Annotated in this window: 16 protein-coding genes; 5 read left to right on the top strand and 11 right to left on the bottom strand. The window is 68.1% G+C overall.

Annotated elements, in window-relative coordinates; all coding sequences use genetic code 11:
• Together H3H36_RS03265 and H3H36_RS03260 are read left to right on the top strand one after the other, a co-directional pair.
• Positions 1–1,941, top strand: coding sequence for a type IV pili methyl-accepting chemotaxis transducer N-terminal domain-containing protein (locus H3H36_RS03265; protein ID WP_182213904.1), 1,941 nt, complete (start codon positions 1–3; stop codon positions 1,939–1,941).
• Between the two features lie 42 nt (positions 1,942–1,983).
• A complete protein-coding gene (locus tag H3H36_RS03260; RefSeq protein WP_182213901.1) occupies positions 1,984–2,658 on the top strand; it encodes a response regulator in 675 nt (224 codons plus the stop codon).
• Positions 2,659–2,744: 86 nt separating this feature from the next.
• On the opposite strand, the gene H3H36_RS03255 is transcribed toward H3H36_RS03260, so the two are convergent.
• The gene (locus tag H3H36_RS03255; RefSeq protein WP_182213898.1) at positions 2,745–3,005 is read right to left on the bottom strand and encodes a heavy-metal-associated domain-containing protein; all 261 of its coding nucleotides are present in this window, start codon (positions 3,003–3,005) and stop codon (positions 2,745–2,747) included.
• A gap of 279 nt (positions 3,006–3,284) precedes the next feature.
• Here H3H36_RS03255 and H3H36_RS03250 point away from each other — a divergent pair, with 279 nt between their 5' ends.
• On the top strand, positions 3,285–4,484 hold the full coding sequence (locus tag H3H36_RS03250; RefSeq protein WP_182213897.1) for an NnrS family protein: 1,200 nt from the start codon (positions 3,285–3,287) through the stop codon (positions 4,482–4,484).
• A 10-nt stretch (positions 4,485–4,494) separates the two neighbouring features.
• Here H3H36_RS03250 and H3H36_RS03245 read toward each other — a convergent pair whose 3' ends face one another.
• The 6 genes from H3H36_RS03245 to H3H36_RS03220 form a co-directional block, all read right to left on the bottom strand.
• The gene (locus H3H36_RS03245) at positions 4,495–6,426 is read right to left on the bottom strand and encodes a sensor domain-containing diguanylate cyclase (RefSeq protein WP_220459594.1); all 1,932 of its coding nucleotides are present in this window, start codon (positions 6,424–6,426) and stop codon (positions 4,495–4,497) included.
• 596 nt (positions 6,427–7,022) lie between these two features.
• Positions 7,023–9,128, bottom strand: a complete 2,106-nt coding sequence (locus H3H36_RS03240; RefSeq protein WP_182213895.1) for a TonB-dependent receptor plug domain-containing protein — start codon at positions 9,126–9,128, stop codon at positions 7,023–7,025.
• A 74-nt stretch (positions 9,129–9,202) separates the two neighbouring features.
• Positions 9,203–10,012, bottom strand: coding sequence for a citrate synthase family protein (locus tag H3H36_RS03235; RefSeq protein ID WP_182213892.1), 810 nt, complete (start codon positions 10,010–10,012; stop codon positions 9,203–9,205).
• Entirely contained in the window at positions 10,009–10,842 is an 834-nt protein-coding gene (locus tag H3H36_RS03230) for a citrate synthase family protein (RefSeq protein WP_182213890.1), read from the bottom strand. Before H3H36_RS03230 ends, H3H36_RS03235 begins: the two co-directional genes overlap by 4 nt.
• Positions 10,839–11,642 carry an SDR family oxidoreductase gene (locus H3H36_RS03225; RefSeq protein ID WP_229219679.1) on the bottom strand — a complete coding sequence of 268 codons (804 nt, stop codon included), beginning with the start codon at positions 11,640–11,642 and terminating at the stop codon, positions 10,839–10,841. Before H3H36_RS03225 ends, H3H36_RS03230 begins: the two co-directional genes overlap by 4 nt.
• 3 nt (positions 11,643–11,645) lie before the next feature.
• On the bottom strand, positions 11,646–13,520 hold the full coding sequence (locus tag H3H36_RS03220; protein ID WP_229219678.1) for a thiamine pyrophosphate-binding protein: 1,875 nt from the start codon (positions 13,518–13,520) through the stop codon (positions 11,646–11,648).
• A 444-nt stretch (positions 13,521–13,964) separates the two neighbouring features.
• On the opposite strand from H3H36_RS03220, the gene H3H36_RS03215 reads away from it, so the two are divergent.
• Entirely contained in the window at positions 13,965–15,170 is a 1,206-nt protein-coding gene (locus H3H36_RS03215) for an HD-GYP domain-containing protein (RefSeq protein WP_182213888.1), read from the top strand.
• 27 nt (positions 15,171–15,197) lie between these two features.
• On the opposite strand, the gene H3H36_RS03210 is transcribed toward H3H36_RS03215, so the two are convergent.
• From H3H36_RS03210 to H3H36_RS03195, 4 genes are all read right to left on the bottom strand, one after another.
• The gene (locus tag H3H36_RS03210; RefSeq protein WP_182213886.1) at positions 15,198–19,667 is read right to left on the bottom strand and encodes an EAL domain-containing protein; all 4,470 of its coding nucleotides are present in this window, start codon (positions 19,665–19,667) and stop codon (positions 15,198–15,200) included.
• Between the two features lie 38 nt (positions 19,668–19,705).
• A complete protein-coding gene (locus tag H3H36_RS03205; RefSeq protein WP_229219677.1) occupies positions 19,706–20,833 on the bottom strand; it encodes an ABC transporter substrate binding protein in 1,128 nt (375 codons plus the stop codon).
• Between the two features lie 126 nt (positions 20,834–20,959).
• Entirely contained in the window at positions 20,960–22,060 is a 1,101-nt protein-coding gene (locus tag H3H36_RS03200; RefSeq protein WP_229219676.1) for an ABC transporter substrate-binding protein, read from the bottom strand.
• A gap of 255 nt (positions 22,061–22,315) precedes the next feature.
• Complete coding sequence (locus H3H36_RS03195; RefSeq protein ID WP_182213884.1) at positions 22,316–23,368, bottom strand: YeeE/YedE family protein; 1,053 nt, start codon at positions 23,366–23,368, stop codon at positions 22,316–22,318.
• A gap of 136 nt (positions 23,369–23,504) precedes the next feature.
• On the opposite strand from H3H36_RS03195, the gene H3H36_RS03190 reads away from it, so the two are divergent.
• Positions 23,505–24,497 carry an MBL fold metallo-hydrolase gene (locus H3H36_RS03190; RefSeq protein WP_229219675.1) on the top strand — a complete coding sequence of 331 codons (993 nt, stop codon included), beginning with the start codon at positions 23,505–23,507 and terminating at the stop codon, positions 24,495–24,497.
• The last annotated feature ends 62 nt before the right edge of the window (positions 24,498–24,559 follow it).

Raw genomic sequence — 24,559 nt, 5'->3', positions numbered from 1 at the left:
ATGGGCACCCCGCACCTGCCGGCCGCCTGGCAGAAACTGTCGACCAAGATCGTCGGCGTGCTGCTCAGCTTCCTGGCCGTGGCGCTGATGGTGATCGGCTCCACGCTGTTCCTGTCCTGGCAGCTCGAAGGCAGCGCCGCCGCCATCAACGTGACCGGCAGCTTGCGCATGAATAGCTACCGGCTCAGTTTCGTGGTGGGCGAATTGACGGACACCGAGGGCCGCGCCGCCGCGCGCGACGAGGCGCGCTACCAGCTGGCCGCCATCGAGCAGACCTTGCAGCAGCTGCGCCAGGGCGATCCGCAACGGCCGCTGTTCCTGCCGCCATCGGCCACCATCCGCGACGCCTTCACCACCGTCAACCAGCGCTGGCACGACACGGTGCAGCCGGCCGCGCTGGCCTTGCTGGCGCGCGACGATGTGCGCGCGGCCGATGCGCGTCATTTCCACACCGAGGCCGAACGGTTCGTGGTGCAGGTCAACGGTCTGGTGCAATTGATCGAGCAGGACAGCGAGCAGCGCACGTTCTGGTTGCGCGCCTCGCAGTTGCTGCTGCTGGGGCTGGCCATGGTGGGCACGGTCAGTATCATCTACCTGATGTTCAACCTGATCGTGAACCCCGTCACCAGCCTGCAGGAGGGCATGGACCGCATGCGCGAGCAGGATTTCGAGGTGCGCCTGGCGGTCGACACGCAGGACGAGTTCGGCCAGCTGGCGCAAGGCTTCAACCTGATGGCCGACAAGCTGCAAGGCTTGTACGGCAACCTGGAACAGCTGGTCAAGACCAAGACGGCGGCGCTGGAAGACCAGAACCGCGAGCTGGCGCTGCTGTACGACAGCGCCGCCTTCCTGCAGCAGCCGCAGCCGGCCGAATCGCTGTGCGACGGTTTCATGAAGCGCATCAGCGCCTATTTCCACGCTGATGGCGGCTCCGTGCGCGTGCTCGATCCCATCCGTGGCAACCTGCACATGCTGGTCCACCACGGCATCTCCGACCAGCTGGTGGCGACCGAGCACTGCCTGAAGGTGGGGGACTGCCTGTGCGGTGAGGCCGTGGCCAAGAAGATCGCCGTGGTGCATGACTTGCGCCGCATCGACGACAGCCATACCTTGCAATGCCACCGCGAAGGATTCATCACCGTCTCCGTGTTCCACATCTACGCGCAGCGCCAGCACCTGGGCTTTTTCAACCTGCACTTCCGCAAGCCCGTCTCGTTCAACCAGCGCGAGACAGCGTTGCTCGAGACGCTGGGCCAGTTGCTGGGCACGGCCATCGAGAACCAGCGCCTGGCCGCGCGCGAGCGTGAGATGGCCATTTCCGAGGAGCGCAACCTGGTGGCCCAGGGCCTGCACGACAGCATCGCGCAAGGCCTGAACTTCCTCAACCTGCAAGTGCAGATGCTGGACCAGTCGGTGCAGGCCAAGCAGTTCGAGGACGTCGCCGAGATCGTGCCGCTGTTGCGCACGGGCGTGGAGGAAAGCTACCAGGATGTGCGCGAACTGCTGCACAATTTCCGCACCCGCCTCGAGCAGGGCAACCTGGTGGCGTCGCTGGAGACGACCATCGACAAGTTCCAGCGCCAGAGCGGCATCGAGGCCGTGCTGATCGCCGACAGCGACGGTGCGCCATTCCCCCGCGAGCAGCAGCTACAATTGTTGTTCATCGTGCAGGAGGCGCTGTCGAATGTGCGCAAGCACGCCATGGCCAGCCGGGTCGAAGTGCGCTTGCAGGACCAGTATGACTTCGTGCTCAGCATCAGCGACAACGGCGCCGGCTTCGACACGGAAACGCTGCCGGGCAAGGGCGAGAGCCACGTCGGCATTCACATCATGCGCGAGCGCGCGCAGCGCATCCACGCCCAGCTGGCCGTCAGCTCCGTGGTCGGCGGCGGCACCACCGTCACGCTGCGCCTGCCGCGCCAGCAACGGCGCGCCGCCTGAGCGCGGCCCGCCATCATTCAAACAGAGAGAGGCATAGCCACAATGGAAGCAAGCAGCAACCCGATCACCGTCCTGCTGGTCGACGATCACACCCTGTTTCGCAGCGGCATACGGCTGCTGCTGCAGCGCAATCCGGAATTTGCCGTGGTGGGCGAGGCGGCGGACGGGGTGGAGGGTATCAAGCGGGCCCAGCAGCTCAAGCCCCAGGTGATCCTGCTGGACTTGAACATGCCGGGCATGTCGGGCGTGGAAACGCTGCAGTTGCTGTTGCAGGACTGCCCGGACAGCGCCGTCGTGATGCTGACCGTGTCCGAGGATGCGCACGACCTGTCGGTGGCGCTCAAGGCTGGCGCCTCGGGCTACCTGCTGAAAAATATCGATGCTGAATACCTGACGCGCGCCATCCGCCGCGCGGCGGCCGGCGAGACGGTGGTGGCCGAGGCCATGACGGCCAAGCTGGTGGCCCAGCTCCATGGCGGCACCGAGGCGCCGGTGGCGTCCGAGATCGACAAGCTCACGCCGCGCGAAAAGGAAATCCTGGCCTGCCTGGCGCGCGGCGAGAGCAACAAGCTGATCGCCCGCTCGCTGGACCTGGCCGAAAGCACGGTCAAGATCCACGTGCAGAATGTGTTGAAGAAGCTGAAGCTCAGCAGCCGGGTGCAGGCTGCCGTGTTCGCCGTCGAGCACCGTTTGCTGGGCGCCGGCGGCGAGCGCTGATCAGGGTTTGCGGCGCGTAGGCGCCGGGACGACACTGCGGACAGGCGGATGGGAAGGGGGCGGAGCGTGGGCCCCGCCCGAAGCGATCAACCGCCGCAGCAGCCGCCGCAGCAACCGCCGGCTTTTTCCGCCTGGGCGCCGGAGCGGGCCGTGTAGCCGGCGCGGGCCAGGCTGTTGATCAGGTAAGGCTCGGACGTGTGGCGCTCGTCGTACTTGAGGCTGGCCTGGCTGTTGAGCAGCGATACGCGCACGTCGCTGACGCCGGTGATGTTGTTGAGCACGAGCGTGACGAGGTCGGCGCAAGCTTCACCGTTCATGCCGTCGATTTTCAAAGTAGCGTTTTGCATGGCGAACTTCCTTCTTAAGAAATCAGGGGACGTCGCGGACGATGTGGCTGATCGTGGCGGCGTCGGGAAGTTGTAGCGTAAGGGAACCGGGGCGCCGCGTCGATACGCAAACGGGCGGTGCGGCCGGTAAATTTGTTTTCCTTGATGCATATCATCCGCTTGCGCCCGCTGTCTTCACAAGGTTTGCGCCCGCACACACAATGGGTGGACCAACCTGGAATTCCGAAGACTGACGGCGCGCCTGGTGGCCCGCAACCTTAGCATCAGTGAGTGATCATCATGAGCCTGTTACACATCGACGAACCCCTGCCGGCCAGCACGCCGGCGCCGTGGCACATGGCCCATCCGCTGTGGCGGCTGGGCTTCCGCCCGTTCTACCTGCTGGCCGCGCTGTTCGCCGCGCTCAGCATCCCGCTGTGGATCGCCCAGTATGCCGGCTGGCTGCACGCAGCCCATATCGACATGGGCTGGCACATGCACGAGATGGTGTTTGGCATGGTGACGGCCGTGGTGATCGGCTTCCTGTTTACGGCCGCGCGCAACTGGACCGGCCTGTGGACCCCGGTGCGCGGCCACCTGGCGGCGCTGGCCGCGCTGTGGCTGGCCGGCCGGCTGGCCATGCTGTTCGCGCCCGCGCCGGTCGCGGCCGTGGTCGACTGCCTGTTCCTGCCGCTGGCCACCTGGCCGCTGTGGCGCGTGATGCGCCAGTCGAACAACAAGCGCAACTACTTCCTGGTCGGCCTGCTGTCGCTGCTGGCCGTGGCCAACGGCCTGTACCACCTGGCCACGCTGGGCGTGCTGGCGCTGGCCCAGGCCGTGCCCGTGCGCGCCGCCATCCTGGTGGTGGTGGTGATGGAATCGGCCGTCGGCACCCGCGTGCTGCCCATGTTCACCCGCAACGGCGCGCCCGGCACCGATCCCGTGGTGCGCCCCAAGCGCGACCAGGTATCGCTGGGCCTGCTGGCTGCCACCGGCCTGGCCTGGGTGGCTGGCTTGCCCGGCTGGCTGACGGCGCCGCTGGCGCTGGCCGCCGGTGCGCTGGTGCTGGTGCGCCTGGCCGGCTGGCAGCCGCACAAGGTATGGCATGTGCCGCTGCTGTGGGTGCTGCACCTGTCGTACGCCTGGATCGGCGTGGGCTGCTTCCTGCTGGCCGGCGCCGCGCTGGGCTGGGTGCCCTCCAGCGCCGCCTTCCACGCGCTGACGGTGGGCTCCATGACGGGCCTGATCATCGGCATGATCACCCGCACCACGCTGGGCCACACGGGCCGGCCGCTCAAGGCGGGGCGCGCCGAGTTCGCGATGTTCGCGCTGATCCAGGCCGGCGCGCTGCTCCGCGTGGCCGCCGCGCTGGCCACCGATGGCCTGCGCGATGGCGCGCTGTTGTTGAGCGCGGGCTGCTGGACGGCGGCCTTCGTGGCCTACGTGATCGTGTACGCGCCTTACCTGAGCAGCGCCAGGGTGGACGGCGCGGCCGGCTGACGGCCGCCGCTCAGGACGTGGCCGGTGGTTCGCGCCGCGCCGACGGCGCCGTCATGCCCGGATGGTAGAAGTGGTAGGCGCCGCGGCCGCTGGCCTTGGACACATACATGGCCGCATCCGCGTGTTTGAGCAGGCTGGCCGCCTCCTCGCCGTCGCCGGGATAGCTGGCGATACCGATCGAGGCGCCCACTTCCAGCGTGTGCGGGCCCAGCACCATGGGCCGGCTCAGGCTTGAGAGCACCTTCTCGGCCAGGTTGACGTAGGTGATGCCGTCATCCACCTGTTCCAGCAGGATCACGAATTCGTCGCCGCCGATGCGGGCCACCGTGTCCGAATGGCGCACGGCGTGGCTCAGGCGCTGGGCCACCTGCTGCAGCAACTGGTCGCCCACGTCGTGGCCCAGGGTGTCGTTGATGGGCTTGAATCGGTCCAGGTCGATGAACATCACCCCCATGCCGCGCCCGTCCCGTTGCGCCACGCTGATGCCCTGGCCGATGCGGTCGAGCAGCAGGGCGCGGTTGGGCAGGCCCGTGAGCGGGTCGTGGAAGGCCAGGTGGCGCAGGTGCTCGTCGCCGGCCCGCAATTCGGTCACGTCGTTGGACACGCTCACGTAGCGCAGCGGCTTGGCGCGCTCATCGCGCACCAGCGAGATGCTGATCCACTCCAGGTAGGACTGGCCATCCTTGCGCCGGTTCCAGATTTCGCCGCGCCAGTGGCCGGTGCTGCCCAGTTGCGCGAACATGGCGCGGTAGAAGTCGGCGTCGTGGCGCCCCGAGCGCAGCAGCCGCGGCGTGTGGCCCACCACTTCGGCCGCCTCGTAGCCGGTGATGGCCGTGAAAGCCGGGTTGACGGAGACGATGGTGCCATCCATCTCCGTCACCATCACGGCATCCATCGTGTGGCGGAACACGCTGCCGGCCAGCGACAGTTCGCGGTTGGCGTCGCGCAGGGCCCGTTCGGCCCGGTCGCGCGCGCGCACGCTGCGCAGGATCAGCCAGCCCATGGCCACCAGCAGCAGCGACATGGCCGTGATGGTGGCGAAGGTGGCCTGGCGCTGGCGCTGGAAGCCGGCCAGGATTTCATCCTGCGGCAGAGCGGCCACGAAAGTGAGCTGGTACTGGGGCAGCTTGCGGTAGCCATACAGGCGCGGCACGCCGTCGAGCAATGCCACGCGCTGGAAATTGCCCTGCGGCGGCGCCCCCGGCGCCAGGTAGGGGGCCGTGGGCAGGCTGCGCCCCATGTAGGCGCGCCAGTCGGGCGCGCGCGCCATGATTTCCGCGCTGTCGCGCACCATCAGCACCACGCCCTGGCGGCCCATGGACAGCGTGTCGTAGAAGCGGCTGAACAGTTCCGGGGGCACGGAAATGATGATGATGCCGTCGAAGCGGCCGTCGCGCAGCAGCGGGCGGGTGAACTGCAGCGACCACTTGCCCGACACCCGCCCCAGCACGGGCTTGCTGATGAACAGGCGGCTCGCCTGCCCTTGCTGGTGCACCTTGAAATGCTCGCGGTCGGCCAGGCTGACGCGCTCCAGGGGGCGCTGGATCGAGGAGTACACCATCAGGCCATCCCTGTCCGCCACGGCCACCTGCAGCGCCACGTCGTCCAGGTCTTGCTGGTGGCGGCTGATCTCGGCCTGGAATTCGGCCGGGCGCAGGGTCCAGGTGTGCGCCAGGTCCAGCAGGATCAGGTCGATGCGCTTGATGGTCGACAGCGAATTCTCCGCGTAAGCCTGGGCTAGCGCCCGCATTTCCACCTCGGCGCTGGCCGTGTCGAGCTGCTCGCGCCGGTCCAGCGCGTACAGCGTGAAACTCCATAGCGCGGCCAGCGATACCAGCAAGAACAGGGCGACCTGCAGGCGCAGCGCGCCGGAGCCGTGCCGCAGCCGGCGCACGCGCTCGGGGCCGGGATGGTCGGGCGAGGACGGGGGGGACGCGCTCATGTTGCTCCTTTCAGCGCCGGCCGGGCGGCGACTGTCACCGCGTGCCGGCGGGCGACAAACGGTGGTATTTGTACCAGAGTAACTATTATTGCCTTGAAATCATCAATCCTACTGTCCAATTGTTTTGGACACAATCAGTTTTGGCGCGCGGATTGACTTCAGGTGCCAGACCATGGCGAAATTGTAACAGTGCCAGGGCGGGGCGGGAGGATGGGCGGGGCAAGGCGGCCAACAGCGGCTTGCACTGGCGCTTTCATGCGAAAAGTCAGCAAAGCCGTGCATTGGCCGGTGGCGGGCTTGTTGTTCGTCGTGCCGGTGGCGTGCGACGGCGCGCATGATTGTACTGTACAGTATCAGCGAGTGATCTAGCGCGAGCGAGGCGATCATGAACCAGCGACCAACACAGAGCACGCCGCCGCCGAAACCGGCGGTCCGGGACCCGCTGGAGCGGCGGCGCGCCGGGCCGACCCCGCCGCCGGCGCTGGAACGGGTGCGGCAGGAACTGGGTTGGTGGCTGATACCGGGAAACCGGTCCTGAAACGGACAGGCCCGGGGCCGGACGCGCGGCCGGGGCGGCAGGCGCCACCCCGGATCGCTTACAGCTTGTAGACGGCCTGCAGCGACAGCGCGCGCGGCGCCATCGGCAAGTCGTGCGGCAGCGACAAACCGGGCGCCAGGCTCGGTTCGCGCACGTCGGCGTTGAACAGGTTGCGCACGGTGGCCGTGAAGTTCCACTGTTCGCGGCCATGGCGGGTGGACAGGCTCAAGTCCACGGTCTGGTAGTCGGCGATGGGGGCGCGCGCGTCGCCGGGGGCGCGATGGCGGTCCGCCACCCAGTTCAGCTGGGTGCTGAGCAGGTAGGCGCCGGCCACTTGCCAGTCGGCCCGGCCGAACAGGTGGTGATGGGGCGCATAGCCGGCGTCGCGGCCGGTGGCCACGTCGATCGATTTCTGCCACGCATAGTTACCCAGCAGGCGCAAGTCGCGGTTCACCGTCCAGCTCGATTCCAGTTCCAGCCCGTGGCCCGTCTGGTCGCCCGTGTTGGCGTAGGTGGCGCCCGTGCCGGCCACCGCGTTGGGGACCGTGCGGATGATGTTGCGCATGTCGTAGCGGTAGAAGGTGGCGTTGACCTGGGCGTCGGCGCGCGCCTGCCAGGCCAGCGACGCCTCGGCCGTGCCGTTCGTTTCCGGCCGCAGGTTGGGGTTGCCCAGCGCGACGGGATTGGTGATGCTGTAGCTTTCGTTGAACGAGGGCGCGCGGAACGCGCGGCCATACAGCAGCTTGGCCGTCAGGTCGAAGCTGGCGTCCCACACCAGCGCCAGGCGGGGATTGGTGGTGCCGCCGAAATCCGAATAGCGGTCATGGCGCACGCCGGCCGTCAGGTTCCAGTCCTTGGCGAAGTTCCATTCATCCTGCAGGTACAGGTAGTCGAGCCGGCGGTGCTGCGGGAAGATGAACGGGTTGGTGTCGGAAAAATCGACCACGGCCGGCAGCGGGATCGGCGTACCGTTGGCCGCGTAGGTGAAATTGCGCGTCTCGTGGGTGTGGTACATATTCAGGTCGTCGTGGCCGGCGCCCAGGCGCACACGGTGGCCCTCGATGCCGCTGTAGTCGGCGTAGGCGGCCAGGCGTACCTGGCGTTCGGTCGTGTCCGGCCCGCCCAGCATGCCGTTGGGGAAGGCGCCGGTGGGCAGCACCGTGCCCGGCGGCAGCAGCTGGAAGTCGACGGGAATCTGCTGCATGTACTGCAGCGTGTTGACGCTGGCGCCCAGGCCCCAGTCGGGGCGGAACTGGGGATCGGCCCAGCTCAGGCCGGTGGTGATGCGTTCACTCTTTTGCTTGCCCACGGGGTCGAGCGCGGAGGCGATGCCGGCGCCCGTGCCCAGGTCGTCGCGCAGCTTGTAGCCGAAACGGGCCTTCCACTTGTCCAGGCCCAGTTCCAGGTTGGCGTCCACGGCCTTGTTGCCCACGTTGACCGGCCCCGGCGCGTAGCTGGCGTGGGTGCCGAAGATGTGGTCGTTGCGGGTCTGGGCGTCGGCGTCGATGATGCTCTTGAAGCCATCGGTCTGGCCCACGCGCACATAGGCGGCCACGTCCATCGGGCCGGCCTTGCCGCCGTGCTGCACCCAGCCGTCATACGTATGGAAGGCGCCCACGCGCGCGCCCAGTTCCGTGCCCTGGGTTTCGGCCGGGCCCTTGGTGATGATGTTGATGACGCCGGAGAAGGCGTCCGAACCGTACAGGGCCGAGCCGGGGCCGCGGATGATTTCGATGCGGGCGATGTGTTCGATGGGATAGCCGCCCCACAGGTTGCCCTTGTTGCCCTGGTAAATGGTGGTGATGGGCACGCCATTTTGCATCACGAGCAGTTGCGGCAGGTAGGCGCTGAAAATGCCGCGCACCACGTACAGGGGCGAATAATTGTTGGCGCTGCGGGCCACATGGATGCCGGGCACCGTCTCCAGTACCTGGTCCAGGTCGGTCGCGCCCATGGCGGCGATGTCGGCCGCCGTGATCACCGAGGCCACGGATGGCGCGCGGCGCAGGGCCTGCACGTTGCCGGTGGCGATACTGACGCTGTCGTTGTCACCGTACACCAGCGTCAATTCCTCTTCCTCGCTCGATGGTTGGGCGTGGGCCAGGGCAACGGGAACGGTCAGGGCGGCTGCCAGGCAGAAACGGTACGCATGCGACGACTTCAAAATCGTGTCTCCTGTGGTGATGATTTTTTGCATTGTAGCGTGCACCTGACGGCAAATGTTCAAAATATGCACCGTCAATTGCCGGCGCCGGGCCAGTCGCGGCGCGCCAGGCCCGCGTAGGCGACGCCCTCGCAGGGGGTGGCGAACAGTACGCCTTCGGGCTTTTCCGCCGCTTCCACCAAGCAAGGCGGCATGCCCGCGAGGAAAGTCGGGATGCGCAGCAGCTGGTATTCGCGCGCTGACAGGCCCATGTCGGCGATCAGGGCCGCATGCAGCGCGGCGTAGTTCATACGCAACTGTGGGTAGTGCGGAAGCAACACTTTTTCCACGTCGAACGCCAGTTGCACGTGCGCACCGCCGTCCAGCCCGTGTTCGCGGGCCAGTTCCATGATCCACGGCAACCTTTCATCCGTGGCGTGGATGGGGCGGCCATAGCCGTACACGCGCCGCGCGCGGGCCTCGGCCAGCACCAGCGGCGCCAGCGCCGCGCCGTCCTCGACGGCCTGGCGCGTCGCCTGCAGGAAGGCGATGGCGCGCATCCCGGCCTGGCCGCCGTACACGGTGGCCTCCGACAGGGCCAGCGCGGCCACGATGCCCAGGTTGGCGCTGCTGCGGGCGCTGCCGGCCAGTGCCGCCACCCGGTTGTTCCACAGGCGCGCGTCGGGATAGCTGGTGCAGACCCAGATCGCATGCAGCATGGCCACCTGGGCCGGGGCGAGGCGCCGGCCCGTGATGCCGAACACGTACAGGTCGACCCAGTCCAGCGCGCGCAGGTCGCGGTGCAGGTCGTGGCCACGGAAGATGGCGTGGCTGCCGGGATAGCAGGCGCCCACCTCGGTGTCGAGCCGGCCGGCGTGCCGGCGCAGCAGGTCGGGGCCCGTCATGGCGCCTCCCCGCTGCTGTGGTCCCGGGTGCCAAGGTGCACCGGATAGAAGGGGAAACGCTTGAAGCCGCCGTGCTGCTGTTCCAGCGCGTGGGCCGCCGCGCCGGGCAGGCGCAGCAGCAGGTACAGCATCTCGCCCTCGTCCGGCGTCAGGCCCAGGTCGCACAGGGCGGCGGCGGCCACGCCGCTGATGGCCAGCGGCAGGCCGGCCAGCGCGGGCAGATGATCGAGCTGTTGCAGCAGCCAGCCCGTGTAGCCATGGCCGTTGTCGCCGCCCAGCGTGACGAGGGTGGCCAGCAACTGGCGCACCACGGTCGGGGTGGACGTGCCGTGCGGGTCGAAGCCGGGCAGGCGTGCGCTGGGCGGCCACGGGTCGATCGGGGCGTCGGCCAGCGCGGCCTGGTGGCGCCGCCACGCGGCCAGGTCGGGACCGCAGGTTTGCCACAGCAGCATGGCGTCATATACGTCGCGCGCGCCGCCGTGGCGGCCGGCGCCCACCGACAGCGCGGCGATCAGGCTGGCGGCGGCCGTGGAGCCGCCGACGGCGCCGCACATGGCCGCGTGCACGGCGGCGTCGCGCGGGCCGGGGTTGGCCAGCGCCACGGCCAGCGCTTCGAGCATCGCCAGCGCCGAGGGCGCCGGCGGTTCATCGCGCAGCAGCAGGTACAGCATGTCCACCCAGCGCGCGCGGCCCACCAGCTGGCCGAACACGTCATAGCCGCGGCATAGCGCGACACGGGTGGCGAAGGGATTGTCCGGCTCCGGCGTCTCGTGCCAGATGCGGGTGTGGATCAGGTCGGCCGCGTCGGGCCGGGGCGCGCGCGCGGTCATAACAGGCTCATGCCTCCATCGACGACGATCTCCTCGCCCACCATGTAGGAGGCGTCGGCGCTGGCCAGGAACAGGGCGGCCTTGGCCACCTCGTCGGCGCTGCCGAAGCGGCCGCTGGGCGACTTGGCCGCGATGGCCTGCTTCTTGGCGGCCGCCACCGCGTCGGGCAGGCCCAGGCGGTCGAACATGGGCGTGTCGATCGGACCGGGGCTGATGGCGTTGACGCGGATGCCGCGAGCGATCAACTCCAGGCCCAGCGACTTGACCAGCGAGCGCAGGGCGGCCTTGGCCGCGCCGTACACGCTGAAGTTCGGTGAACCCAGCCGGTTGGTGATGGAGGTGGTGACGATCACGCTGGCCGGCCCGTCGAACAGGGGCAGCGCCTTTTGTATGGTGAAGAACACGCCTTTCAGGTTGACGCCGATCTGGTTGTCGAAGCTGGCTTCGTCCACCTGCTCGATGGGCGCGGGACTGGCCACGCCGGCGTTGATGAACAACACGTCCAGCCGGCCATAGCGTTGCTTGACGGCCGCCATCACGGCGTCGATCTGCTCCAGGCTGGCCGCGTCGCTGCGCAGCACCAGCGCCTGGCCGTCGAGCGCGGCGCCAGCCTGGCGCAGGGCGTCGGGACTGCGGCCCGTGATGGCCAGTTGCGCGCCGTGGGCCTGGAACAGCCGGGCGCTGGCCAGGCCGATGCCGCTGGTGCCGCCCGTGATCAGGGCCACCTTGCCGGCCAGCTTGCCGTGCGCCGCCATGCCGTGCGCCGCAGGGGCGTGCAGATAGTGTTCCGCCTTGCCCATCGCTTACACCCCTTCCTGCAGCACGCGCAGGCGGCTGTTCATCGGCGGCACTTCCTCCGGATCGATGTGCACGTCCAGCAGCGTGGGGCCGGGGTAGTTGCAGATGGCCTTGATGTCGAGCGCCGCCAGGTCCGCCGGCGAGTGGATGGTATGGGCGCGCCCACCCAGCGCGCGGGCCAGCATGGCGAAGTCGGTCGGCGGCAGCGCGTAGCCGATCTGCTCGGCCCCGCCCAGGCGCTGGCCGTGCTTGACCATGCCCAGCGCGCGGTCGTTCAGCACCACGAACACCACGCACAGTTGTTCGGCCACGGCCACCGAGATCTCCTGGCCGCTCATCAGCATGCTGCCGTCGCCCGTGATGCACACCACGGGCGCGTTCTGGTTGCCGGCCGCCGTGCCCACGGCCGCGCCGATGGCCCAGGCCATGGGGGCGAAGTGGGTGGTCAGGCGCAGCCAGCCGCCATGGGTGGCGCGCAGGTCCTGGCCCTGGCCTGGCTGGCTGGCGCGCCCGCCTTCGGCCATGCGGCGATCGCGCGGCTGCAGGTAGTGGGTGGCCCAGGCCACGCTGTTGCCGGCGTCGGCCAAATAGCGGGTAGTGGGCGGGAACAGCCGGCCCAGGTCGTACATCAGCCGCTGCGGCTTGATGGGGGTGGCCTCGCTGTGGAACGCCTGCGGCGCGGCCAGCAGCGATTCCGGGTCCCACGTCAGCGCGGCCAGTTCGCGCGCCGCCAGGCGCCGCTCCACGGCCACGTCGGCCTGCTGGCGGTGGGCATGGATGCGCTCGACCAGGCAATTGAAGATGGACCGCAGGTTGCCGCGCATGTGGAAGCGCGCCATCGGCGTGCGGGCCAGGTGCTCCTCCGATTCGTCGATGTGGACCAGGCGTTCGTTGAGCAGGCTGTCATTCCAGCCGCCTGTGTTCCATTCGCCCATGCTGGCGCCCACGGCCAGGATCAGGTCGACGGACGGATCGCGCAGCGCCGCCTCGGCCGAGGCGTGGCCGGCGAAACCGAACACGCCGCGGTACAGCGGGTGCTGGGGACTGACCAGGCCCTTGCCGTCGGGGGTGGTGACGAAGGTGGCGCCCTTTTGGGCCGCGAATTGCAGGATGGGGTGGATGGCGTCGCCGCAGTCGCCGCCGATCAGCAGCACCACGTTGCGGCAGGCGGCCATCATGGTGCGCAGGGTTTCCACGGCCTGGCTGTCGACCAGCGCGGACGGCCGCAGCAGCGAGGGCAGGTCATAGGCCGGCGCGCTTTGCATGCTGGGTGCGCGGAACACGTCCACCGGCACGCTCAGGTGCACGGGACCGCGCGGCGCACGGGTCGCATGCTGCAGTGCGGTAAGCAATTTCCACTCCAATTGCAGCGGATGCGAGACCAGCGAATTGTAACGTGTGCAGGGGCGCAGCATGCCCATCACGTCGATGCCGGTGCAGGTCGATTCCTGCAAGGTGTGCTTGCCGAACGAGGGCAGGGCGGGCTGGCCGGTGATCACCAGCATGGGCACGCCATTGGCGTAGGAGGTGGCCACGGCCGTGATCAGGTTGGTGGCGCCGGGGCCGGAGGTGGCCACGCACACGCCGATCTTGCCGGTCTCGCGCGCGTAGCCGTCGGCCATGAAGGCGGCGCCGGCCTCGTGGCGCGCTACGATGTGGCTCAATCGGCCGCCGCGCCTTTGGTTGCGGGCGATCGCGTTGTACAGCGGCTCGATGGCGCCGCCGGGAATGCCGAACACATAATCGATTTCCAGTTGTTCCAGGTAGGCCACCAGCAGGTCGGCCATGTCCATGGTGTCGGTGGCGCGCAGGGGGGAGGCGGGGAGGGCGCGGGCGGCGGGGACAGCTTTGTGTTGCTCAAACTCAACTGCGTCAAACATGTAAAGCTCCTCTGAATAGGCGATATCGGCTATCCGGATGAGCCGACATGAAATAGCGATACAGCAACTACATTTGTTTAGAAGTAACGAAAGATTCCAGGGCGCAATGATAGCGTAAAAACAAAGGATTTGTGACATTCTGTGAGAATTTAGGAGAATTATTCTAGTTGAACTTTGAAAAAAACCGGATTTTCATAGTGCGCTGCAGCATGCGGGCATCTGTGGCGAGATTGCAACTAATTCGGCGCTGAAGCGATGCCGTCCGTCAAATTCATCATTGTTCGTAGGGCAATGTTTTTGATTTTGTTAACTGGTTATCGCAAATTTTCGCAATCAAATTTAACAAATAAAGCATTTTTGCGATTAAAATCGATGCGCCGGGGCGTTGGAGGTGCACGCAAACCGGGGTCGCCCCGCCCCCGACGACGCACCCGAGGAGGCAAGATGTTGCGGAAGATATCCGTCGAGAAAATACGAACAGGCATGTACATCCATGAGATGTGCGGCTCGTGGCTCGATATCCCGTTCTGGACGAAATCGTTTCTTGTCAGCTCAGAGCAGCTGCGCTTGCGCGTGCAGGCCAGCGGCGTGCGCGACATCATCATCGACACGGCGCGCGGCGACGACCTGGCCGCGGATGCTGCCCCCGCGCCGCCGGTGGCGCCCGCCCGCGCGCCCGCGCCCGCACGCGCGCTGGACGTCGTCCCGGGTGCGATCGCGCAGGAATTCGACCGTGCCGCCCAGGTGATCGCCAAATCCAAGCTGGCGGTCAGCTCGATGTTCAGCGAGGCGCGCATGGGGCAGGTCAGTGGGGTGGAGGGCGCGAGCGCGCTGGTGGAGGAGATCGCCGCGTCGGTGATGCGCAATCCGCAAGCGCTGGTGGCGCTGTCGCGCCTGAAAACCTCGGACGACTATACCTATATGCACTCGGTGGCCGTGTGCGCGATGATGATCGCGCTGGCCAGGCAGCTAGGCTTGTCGGAGCAGGAAGTGCAGGCGTGCGGCGAGGCCGGCCTGCTGCACGATATCGGCAAGATGGCGATCGCGCCGGCCATACTGAACAAGCCCGGACGGCTGACCGACGAGGAGTTCAGCAGCGTGCGCACGCACCCGCGGGCCGGCTACGAGATGCTGGCGGCGGTGGGCGGGATGTCGTGCACCGTGCTCGACGTATGCCTGCACCACCATGAAAAATACGATGGCAGCGGCTATCCATCCAGGTTGAGCGGCGACGCGATCAGCCTGTACGCCCGGATGGGCGCCGTATGCGACGTGTACGACGCGGTCACCTCGAACCGGCCGTACAAGGCTGGCTGGTGCCCGGCCGAATCGCTGCGCCGCATGGCGGAGTGGACCAAGGAAGGCCATTTCGATCCGACCCTGTTCACGGCGTTCGTCAAATGCGTGGGCATCTACCCCATCGGCACCTTGCTGAAACTGACGTCGGGGCGGCTGGCGGTGGTGGTCGACATCAGCAAGTCCCTGCTGCGTCCGGTCGTCAAAGTGCTGTTTTCCACCAAGTCGATGACCTATCTGCCGCCCCAGGTGGTGGACTTGTCGCTGCTGCCCGACACGGAGGCGGTGGCGTCGCGTGAAGACCCCGGCGCCTGGGGCCTGGCCAACCTGGAGCGATACTGGGCCCAGTGCTGACGCTGGGCCGGCCCGTGCGCGCCGCCGTCAGGCCCGCACGGCGCCCGCCTCGTGCTGGCGGACCAGGTCGGCGAACTGGGCCGCCGGGATGGCCGGACTCAGGTGGTAGCCTTGCAGCAGGTCGCAATGGCGCGCCTGCAGGAAGTGCAGCTGGGCCGCCGTCTCCACGCCTTCGGCCACCACTTCCAGCCGCAGGCTGTGGGCCAGCGCGATGATGGCCGTGACGATGGCCGCGTCGTCCGCGTCCTGCGGCACGTCGCGCACGAAGGAGCGGTCGATCTTGATGATGTCGACCGGGAAGCGCTTGAGGTAGGACAGCGACGAGTAGCCGGTGCCGAAATCGTCGATCGACAGCCGCACGCCCAGCGAGCGCAAACGGTGCAGCGCCGTCAGCGTGTCCTGCGCGTTTTCCATCAAGGTGCTTTCCGTGATCTCCAGTTCCAGCAGGTGCGGCGCCAGGCCGGTGTCGGCCAGCACCGCTTCCACCGCGCGCGAGAAGTCCTTCTGCAGCAGCTGGCGCACCGACAGGTTGACGGCCACCCGCAGCGGCGGCAAGCCCTCGTTGTGCCAGGCCTTGAGCTGGGCGCAGGCGGTGCGCAGCACCCAGTCGCCGAGCGGCTTGATGATGCCCGTCTCCTCGGCCAGCGGGATGAACTCGGCCGGCGACACCATGCCGCGCGTGGGGTGGTGCCAGCGCACCAGCGCCTCCATGGCCACGATCTGGCCGGTGGCGAAGCTGGACTGGGGCTGGTAATACACTTCCAGCTGCTCCAGTTCCAGTGCGCGCCGCAGGTCGCTCTCCAGGCGCACATGCTCGGAGATCGATTGTTCCATCGACGCTTCGTAGAACTGGAAGCCGGTGTTGGTCTTCTTGGCGCGGTACATGGCGCTGTCGGCGTGCTTGACCAGCGTGGCGACGTCGGCGCCGTCGTGCGGATACATGGCGATGCCCACGCTGCTGGTGACGAAGATGTCGTGGCCGTCGATCTGGAACGGGGTGGCCAGCATGCGGCAGATGTTGTGGGCGGCGGCGGCGGCCGCGCCGGGGCCGTCGAGGTCGCTCAGCACGACGGTGAATTCGTCGCCGCCCAGGCGCGCCACCGTGTCCACGTTGCGCACGCTGTGGCGCACGCGCTGGGCCACGGCCTGCAGCAGGCGGTCGCCCACGTCGTGGCCGAGGTTGTCGTTGACGTACTTGAAGCGGTCCAGGTCCATGAACAGCACGGCCACCTGGCCGCCGGCCGCGCCGGCCGCCTCGATGCTCTGGCCCAGCAGGTCGAAGAACAGGGTGCGGTTGGGCAGTCCCGTCAGCAAATCGTTGAAGGCCAGGTGGCGGATGCGTTTCTCGGCCCGGTTGCCTTCGATGATGCGGCGCACCCGCTGCGACAGCACGGCGTAGTGGATGGGCTTGGGGATGTAGTCGCTGGCGCCGGCCGCGAACGCGCGCTCGACCGAGGAGTTATCCTGCAGGGCCGTGATCATCAGCACGGGAATGCCGCTGCCGCCGGGCAGCTCCTGCATCCGGGCGCAGGCCGTGAAGCCATCCATCACGGGCATCACGGCGTCCATCAGGATCACGTCGGGCTGGAAGCGCTTGAGCATGGTCAGGGCCTGGGCGCCATCGGCCGCCTCCTCGACCCGGAAGCCGTCGCGCTGCAAGGTGTAGCGCAGCGTGCTGCGCGTGCTGCGGTCATCGTCCACCACCAGCACTTGCGGCATGTCTTCGTCACCCAGCGCGGCGTCGGCCGTGGCGCTGCCCAGCTGGGCGTGCAGGAATTCGGCCACCTGCTGGTAGCTGTCGCGCAGTCGCGGCAGCAGCGGTTCGATCTCGGTCACCTTGTGGGCGATGGCCAGTTGTTCGGCCTGGGCCGCCAGTTGCGCCAGTTCCGTCGCCCCCAGGTTGCCCGACGAGCCCTTGAGGGCATGGGCGCGGGCGCGGGCCGTCTCGATGTCGCCGCCATGGACGGCCTGTTCCAGCTCGTCCAGGCTGGCGGGGGCGTCTTCCAGGAAGGGGGTGATGGCGTGCGGCAGGGTGGCGCCCAGGATGTCGCGCAGCTTGTCGAACACGTCGCGGTCGACCGGGCTGGCGGGCGCCTGTTCGGCGGCGGCGTGGCGATCGCGTTCGGCGTCGCCGGTGGCGCCCGGTGGCGCGCCCGGACTGGCGTGGGGCGCCGGGTCGGCGCCGTGCGGCAGCCATTTTTCGAGCTTGTGGCGCAATTCGATCAGCGTGATGGGCTTGGCCAGGTAGTCGTCCATGCCGGCGGCCAGGCATTTCTCGGCATCGCCACGCTGGGTGTTGGCCGTCATGGCCACCAGCGGCGTGCGCCGGCCCTGGGCTTCCTCGGCCAGCCGGATGTGGGCCGTCGCTTCGTAGCCATCCATCTCCGGCATGCTGCAATCCATCAGGATCAGGTCGTAGTGGCTGCGCTGGGCCGCCTGCACGGCTTCGCGGCCGTTGGCGGCGAATTCGCACACGCAGCCATTCATGGCCAGCATGCCGGCCGCCACCATCTGGTTGGTGCGGTTGTCCTCGGCCACCAGCACGCGGAACTGGTGCGCCGGCGGCGTGCCGGCGTGGCTCAGTTGTTGCGGCTCCGGCGCGGGACGGCCGGCCAGCAGGGTGCGCAGCGCCGCCAGCAGGCGCTCCTGGCGCAGCGGCTTGCCCAGCGTGGCGTGGCCGCCGATGGTGGTGCCGCCGGCAGGCGGGCCGAAGCGGTCCAGCACCAGCAGTTGCGCGCCCAGGCCGGTGGCCTCGATGCGCCCGGCCAGGTCGCCGCCTTCGTCGTCGGTGGCGGCCATGTCGAGGATCACGGCGCGGTAATGCTGGCCGGCGGCGGCCGCCGCCTTCAATTCGCTCAAGGCGGCGCCGCCCGAGGCGGTGACCTGGCAGCGCACGCCGTACCGTTCCAGCGCCTGGCGCAGGAAGGTGCGTACCAGCTCGCTGCCATCGACCACCAGCACGGGCACGCCGGCCAGCGCGGCGTCGGCCGGCGCGGCCGGTTGCGCGGCGGCCGGCTGGCAGCGCACGGTAAACACGAAGGTGGTGCCGGCGCCGGGCACGCTGGTCACGCCGATCTGGCCGCCCAGCAGGGCCACCAGCTGCTTGCAGATGGCCAGGCCCAGGCCCGTGCCGCCGTAGCGGCGCGTGGTCGACGGGTCGGGCTGCACATACGATTCGAACAGGTGGCGCTGCACTTCCTGGCTCATGCCGATGCCGCTGTCGCGCACTTCGAAGCGCAGGCCGGCGCCATCGCCCACGTCGGCCGGCGTGACGCTGAGCGCCACTTCGCCGTGCTCCGTGAACTTGACGGCGTTACCCAGCAGGTTGATGAGGATCTGGCGCAGCCGCAGCGCGTCGCCCGTGATGCGGGCCGGCACGGCCGCGTCCAGCAGGTAGGCGATCTCCACCCCTTTTTGCTGGGCCGGGCGGGCCACCAGCTCCACCACTTCCTCGAGCAGCGTGCGCAGGTCGAAATCGACTTCCTCCAGCGCCAGCTTGCCCGCTTCCATCTTCGAGTAGTCGAGGATGTTGTTGATCAGGTCGATCAGCGTACGCGAGGAATTCCATGCCACGTCCACGCATTCCTGCTGGCGCTGGTTGAGCCGCATTTCCTTGAGCATGTCGAGCATGCCGACCACGCCGTTGAGCGGGGTGCGCACCTCGTGGCTGACGGTGGCGGCGAACTGCGCCTTCATTTGCGCCATGTTGACGGCCGCGTCGCGCGAGTCCATCAGTTCGGCCTCGCGCTGTTCGAGCACGTTCATCATCTTGTTGAAGGCCTGGCCCATCTCGATCAGGTCGCGCGGCCCGGCCGGCTTGGCGCGCATGCCCGATTCGCCCGCTTCGGCGCGCCGCATCAGCGTGGACAGGGCATTGAGCGGGTTGATCATGTGGCGCGTGAGCAGGCGCACCAGCAGCAGCAGGATCACGGCGAACGACAGGCTGATGGCCAGGTTGCCCAGCAATAGCGACAAGGTCAGGTGCTGCAGCGTGTCCTTGCCGAACTGCACGTGCACGTAGCCGAGCAATTGGGGCTGGCGTTCCTGCAGCTCGAACGGCGAGGCTTCGGCCTGGCCGCCGAACACGGGCGCGGCGAACAGCCACGCGTCCTGGTTCTCGCTGACCAGGCCCGGGTGGGCCAGGCTGGTGCCGCGCTGGGCCGCTGCGTCCAGGGTGGCGCCGCCCTGCACCTTCGACAGCAGCACCTTGTGGCGCGCGTCGCTGATCTGCACGCCCACCACGTCGGGGAAGGCGAGCGTGGCGCTGACCACGTCGCGCGCGTTCTCGGGCGAGTGGAACAGCAGCGCCAGCGTGCTCTGGCGCGCCAGGTTCTCCGCCACCCGCTGGCCCTGGCCGATGAAGTGCTCGCGCATGCGCGAGCGCGCTTCCCACGAGTTCATGAACGACGAGAACAACGCCAGCACCAGGATGGCGGCCGAGACGATGACGGTCAGTTGATGCTGGAATCCGGTGCGGCGTAAATAGTGACGAAACATGTTAACCGTGCTCAGGAGTCGAATGGGATGCTAACGTTTCACGGCTGGGGGTAGACGAAGTCAAAACTGCGCTGCTGGCGTTCCCCCAGGTTCAGGCCGATATGGCTGGCCGTGCGCACGTTGATGGCCGTCTGCAGTTCGCGTAGCGGGGTCAGGCTGCGGCGCCGGTTGTCGCCGGCGATCACCCCGAGCGCGGAACTGGCCAGGGTGCGGCCCAGTTCGACGTTGTTGGGCACCATGCCGAACAGCGCGCCTTTCTTCACGTGCAGCGCGTTGCTCGAGAACAGGGGCACGCCGCTGTTCCACGATTCGCGCAGCACCAGCGGCAAGATGGTGCCTTCCTCGACGGTGGTGGTGTCATGCGGCAGCCAGACGGCGTCGTGGCGGTTGTCGGCGGCCGCGATCAGCTGCGGATAGAGCTGGGCCGCGCGGGCCAGGTCGCCGGCCACGTGGGTCGACAGTTCCAGGCCCTGGGCGCGGGCCGCCTCGCGCGCCAGCTTGATCAGCCATTCCGTCTTTTGCGGGTTGTAGACGACGATCACCCGTTTCAATTCCGGCAGCAGTGCGCGCAGGCGGGCGAACAGCAGGGCCGGGTCGGGCGTCATGCTGATGCCGGCCACGTTGTCGGCCTCCGACAGCAGCAGCACGCCGCCGGCCAGCACCGTGATCTCCTTGTCCAGGCCGGCCGTCGCGTTCAAGCCCTGGCGGCCCAGCGCGATCACGACGCGGGTGCCGTTGCGCTTGAGGGTGCTGTTCAGTTCAGCGGTATCGACGCGCGGGTCCACCGGGTAGCTGCGCACGTGCAGCTTGGTGCGCTCCTCGATGCCCTGGATCATGCTCACGAAGGCGGAGCGGAACGGCTCCTCGACGTTGGGGTAGAGCACGGCGATGGTGCCGCCCTTGCCGATCGACGCTTGCAGTTCGGGCCGGCGCAACTGGTCTTCCAGCTGGGCCAGGGTGACGGGGCGGTAGGGGGCCGGTACATTGCCCGACTCGATGCGGTCCATCAGGGCCCCGACGTCGGAATGCACGTGGGGGCCGGGCAGGTCGACGATGGAGGGCTGGTCGCCGCGCTGGGCGCTGGCCGGCCCCGTCGCGACTATCCCGGCCAGGGCCAGCAGTAAGGCGATGCAGGCGCGCACGCGGCGGCCGGCGGGGAGGTTCATGGTATTCATTCAGCTGTCAGTTGCCGTCCCTTGCGACTTGGGACCAAGGTACGCCGTAGTATATATGCTGAAGCGAGTTAAACTAAAGGAAATTTGTTGCCAGAAAACATGGGCAACTTGCTATGGTCAAGGTTCGGGGAATATTGCATCAAAACTATGCTGTTGACTGGCGGAAATATTTAGCCCCATGTGGCTGGCGCTGCGGGTGTTGAGCGCCGTGCGCACGGCCCGCAACGGCGCCACCCCGCGCCGCGCCGGGTCGCCGTTCAGGCGCGCCAGGGCCAGCGTGGCCAGGTCGCGGCCCAGCTCGAAATTGTTGGGATAGAGGGCGAACAGGGCGCCTTTGCGCACGTGCAGGATGCTGCTGGAAAAAATGGCGATGTTGCGATTCCACGACTCCCGCAGCACCATGGGGACGATCACGGCCTCGTCCACCGTGAGCGGGTCAGGCGGCAGCCACAGCGCGTCGCGCCGGCCGTCGGCGCCGGCCAGGGCTGTTTCGTAGCGGCGCACGGCGCCGGCCAGGTCGGTCGCCTCCAGCGTCTGCAACTCCAGTCCCTGGGCCCGGGCCGCTTCGCGCGCCAGCTTGATCAGCGGCTCATTGGTATGCGGGTTGTAGACGACGATCACGCGCCGCACGCCCGGCAGCAAGCCTTTCAGGTGGGAAAACAGCAGGCCCGGATCGGGCGTCAGGCTGATGCCGTTCAGCTTGTCGGCCTCCGGCACGGAGCTGACGCCGCCCACCACCATGCCCAGCGGCAGGTCGAGGCCGCTGGCCGTCTTCAAGCCTTGCCGGCCCAGTGCGATGACGACCCGGCAACCGTTGTTTTTCAGCGTGGCCTGCAGTTCGGCCGGATCGGCGCTGGCGGCCACGGGGTAGCCATGCACGCGCGTCTGGGCCTGTTCCTCGATGCCTTCGAGGATTTCCGTGAACACCTTGCGGTAGGGCTCGCCAATATCGGGGTAGAGTACGGCCAGCGTGCCGGCCGCCGCGCGCGGGCGCCGGGCCGGGTCGGCCACCTGCGCCAACTGCTCGCCATGGACGCCGCGCGCGCCCATGTTGTCGGGCACCGTGTCGGCCTGGGCGGGCGGGGCGGCCAGCGCCAGCGCGGCCAGCGCCAGCGCGCCGGCCAGCGGCCAGCCGGCCGCGGGCGCGCAGCACGGCTGCGGCGCCAGCGATAGGCTGGGCGACGGTGCAGCCTGCCCCGCCGGGCGCTTGTGGTTCAACGCTGCCAAGCGGGGCGGGGGGAGAACTGGAAAAGCGGTGTCGGAGGCATCAGGGGCATCGTGGTCTGGTATGGTATGGCGGCCCGTCGCGCGGGCCTGTTAATCACAGTCAACCAATTGCTATTGGAGCAAGTGTATCCCGTCCCACGTAGTTTGCGGTAGAACTTGAGCGCGCTGGAGGGGTTCCCGTGCCAATTATGCCATTGAGCAAGAATGAAACGGTGAATATTGCCGCGCGGGCGGTGGCGGTGGCGCTCAGGTGGTCTGGCGGTCCATCAGGTAGTCGGTGGCGGCGGCCGCGCCCCAGATGGCGAACAGCGTGATCCAGGCCGTGAGGGCGAACACGGCCGCACCCGACACCCCGGCACCCACGGCGCAGCCGCCGGCCAGCATGCCGCCCAGGCCCATGCAGGCCGCGCCGACCAGGTAGCGGCGCATGCTCAGGCCATCCTTGAAGCCTTCCAGCTTCAGTTCGCGTCCCTTGAGGCCGCCGAGGAAGGCGCCCAGCGCCACGCCGGGCACCAGGCCGATGTCGAAGTTCCACGGCTTGCCGGGCGGCGACAGCACCAGCATCAGCATGTCGGCCGCCGGCCCCGTGAAGCTGAGGCTCTTGACGGGCACCAGTTCGAACGCCTGGGCCGACACCTGGTAGTTGAATAGCCAGGCGCAGGCCACCATGGCCCCGCAGGCGGCGCCCGCCAGGGCCGGCCACGGGCCGAGCCGGGCGCGCCAGGCGAACGCCAGCCCGCCGGCCAGCCAGGCCAGGCCGAACGCGAGGCCGATGCCGTGGCTGGCGTGGAACCATACCAGCAGGTCGCGCGCGTCGCCGCCATCGATGGTCCACCAGTCGCTGATGGCCAGGCGCAGCGGCGCCAGCACGCCGCCCAGCGACGCTTGCGCCACCACCGCGAACACCAGGCCCGACAGCAGCGAGCGCAGGTTGCCGGTGCCGGCCAGGATCAGCAGCCGGCTGGCGCAACCACGGGCCAGGATCATCCCGGAACCGAACAGCAGGCCGCCCACCAGCGCGCCCGACAGCGTGCCGCGCGTGGCCAGCTGGCGGGCGCTGCGCACGTCGAGCAGGCCGGCCAGGATGAACAACTGGGTGAGGGTGATGGCCGCGCCGAACGCCAGCAGCCAGATGGCCAGTTTGCCGCCCAACGGGCCGTGGCAGGTCTCGATCACGGCCGAGCGCAGGCAGAAGCGCGAGCGCTGGGCCAGGTAGCCGAAGCACAGCCCGATCAGCAGGCCGCCCAGGGCCAGCGTCTGGCTTTCTCCCACCGTTTCCATCAGCGTCAGCAAGTTCATGGCGTACTCAGTTCATGTTGTCACCAGCAATTAAACCATATATGCTTCTATAGGCATATACGCAAATGGTGCTATCTTGATGCGGGTGTTGTGTATTGGCAGGTCGTTGAGGCGGCGGCGCGAACGAGGAGGCGGTATGGGGAGCTGGAACAAGGCAGTGGCCGGCGTGCTGACGCTGATGGTGGCATGGACGGTGGCATGGATGGTGCCGCTGCCGGCGGCGGCGGCGCCCGCCGGGCTGCGCCTGGACGCCATTCCCGTCTCGCCCCATGTCTACTATTTCCACGGCCAGGCCGGGGTGGCGGGGGCCGAGAACCAGGGCTTCATGTCCAACGCCGGCTTTGTCGTCACCAATGACGGGGTGCTGGTGTTCGACACGCTGGGCAGTCCGGCGCTGGGCGAGGCCATGCTGGCCGCGATCGCGCGCGTCACGCGCCAGCCCGTGCGGCGGGTGATCGTCAGCCACTACCATGCCGACCATTTCTACGGCCTGCAGGCGTTCAAGGCGCGCGGCGCGGAAGTGTGGGCGCACGAGAACGGCAAGCTGTACCTGGCCTCGGACCTGGCGCGCGAGCGCCTGGCCCAGCGGCGCGCAGCGCTGGCGCCATGGGTCAACGCCCAGACCCGGCTGGTGCCGGCCGACCGCTGGCTCAGCTTCGCGCCAGGCAGTGACATCCCGTTCGAGATGGGCGGACTGCACCTGCGCGTCATCGACAGCAGCGGCGCCCATTCCGACGGCGACATCATGCTGGCCGTGGACGAGGACCACATGCTGTTCGCCGGCGACCTGTTCTTCACTGGCCGCATCCCCTTCGTGGGCGACGCCGACAGCAAGGTGTGGCTGACGGCGCTCGAGCGCATGCTCGCGCTGCGCCCGCAAGTGGTGGTGCCCGGCCACGGCGAGATGTCGCGCGCGCCGCTGGACGACATCGCCCTGACCCGGGACTATTTGTTGTTTCTTCGCGACAAGATGGGGGCGGCCGTGGCCGACATGGTGCCGTTCGAGCAGGCTTACGCGCAGACGGACTGGAGCCGCTTTGCCGGCTATCCGGCATTCACGGCCGCCAACCGCCTGAACGCCTACGACACCTACATCCTGATGGAGCGCGAGAGCCTGCACGCAAAATAGCATCGCGCTTGCGTTTATCGGGCGAATCTGGTTATATGCGCATATATGCATATAGTGATTTA

The organism is Rugamonas fusca, from assembly GCF_014042365.1.
GTDB classification, from domain to species: Bacteria; Pseudomonadota; Gammaproteobacteria; order Burkholderiales; family Burkholderiaceae_D; genus Rugamonas; species Rugamonas fusca.
Note: the sequence above shows the minus strand (reverse complement) of the source record. Positions and strands in the feature narration are given on the sequence as shown.

Bases quoted from the DNA above. Each gene is read 5' to 3' on its own strand.
- H3H36_RS03235 (WP_182213892.1), bottom strand. From the start codon at position 10,012: ATGACGGGCCCCGACCTGCTGCGCCGGCACGCCGGCCGGCTCGACACC.
- H3H36_RS03250 (WP_182213897.1), top strand. From the start codon at position 3,285: ATGAGCCTGTTACACATCGACGAACCCCTGCCGGCCAGCACGCCGGCG.
- H3H36_RS03220 (WP_229219678.1), bottom strand. From the start codon at position 13,520: ATGTTTGACGCAGTTGAGTTTGAGCAACACAAAGCTGTCCCCGCCGCC.
- H3H36_RS03205 (WP_229219677.1), bottom strand. From the start codon at position 20,833: ATGAACCTCCCCGCCGGCCGCCGCGTGCGCGCCTGCATCGCCTTACTG.
- H3H36_RS03215 (WP_182213888.1), top strand. From the start codon at position 13,965: ATGTTGCGGAAGATATCCGTCGAGAAAATACGAACAGGCATGTACATC.
- H3H36_RS03225 (WP_229219679.1), bottom strand. From the start codon at position 11,642: ATGGGCAAGGCGGAACACTATCTGCACGCCCCTGCGGCGCACGGCATG.
- H3H36_RS03230 (WP_182213890.1), bottom strand. From the start codon at position 10,842: ATGACCGCGCGCGCGCCCCGGCCCGACGCGGCCGACCTGATCCACACC.
- H3H36_RS03255 (WP_182213898.1), bottom strand. From the start codon at position 3,005: ATGCAAAACGCTACTTTGAAAATCGACGGCATGAACGGTGAAGCTTGC.
- H3H36_RS03265 (WP_182213904.1), top strand. From the start codon at position 1: ATGGGCACCCCGCACCTGCCGGCCGCCTGGCAGAAACTGTCGACCAAG.
- H3H36_RS03195 (WP_182213884.1), bottom strand. From the start codon at position 23,368: ATGAACTTGCTGACGCTGATGGAAACGGTGGGAGAAAGCCAGACGCTG.
- H3H36_RS03260 (WP_182213901.1), top strand. From the start codon at position 1,984: ATGGAAGCAAGCAGCAACCCGATCACCGTCCTGCTGGTCGACGATCAC.
- H3H36_RS03210 (WP_182213886.1), bottom strand. From the start codon at position 19,667: ATGTTTCGTCACTATTTACGCCGCACCGGATTCCAGCATCAACTGACC.
- H3H36_RS03190 (WP_229219675.1), top strand. From the start codon at position 23,505: ATGGGGAGCTGGAACAAGGCAGTGGCCGGCGTGCTGACGCTGATGGTG.
- H3H36_RS03245 (WP_220459594.1), bottom strand. From the start codon at position 6,426: ATGAGCGCGTCCCCCCCGTCCTCGCCCGACCATCCCGGCCCCGAGCGC.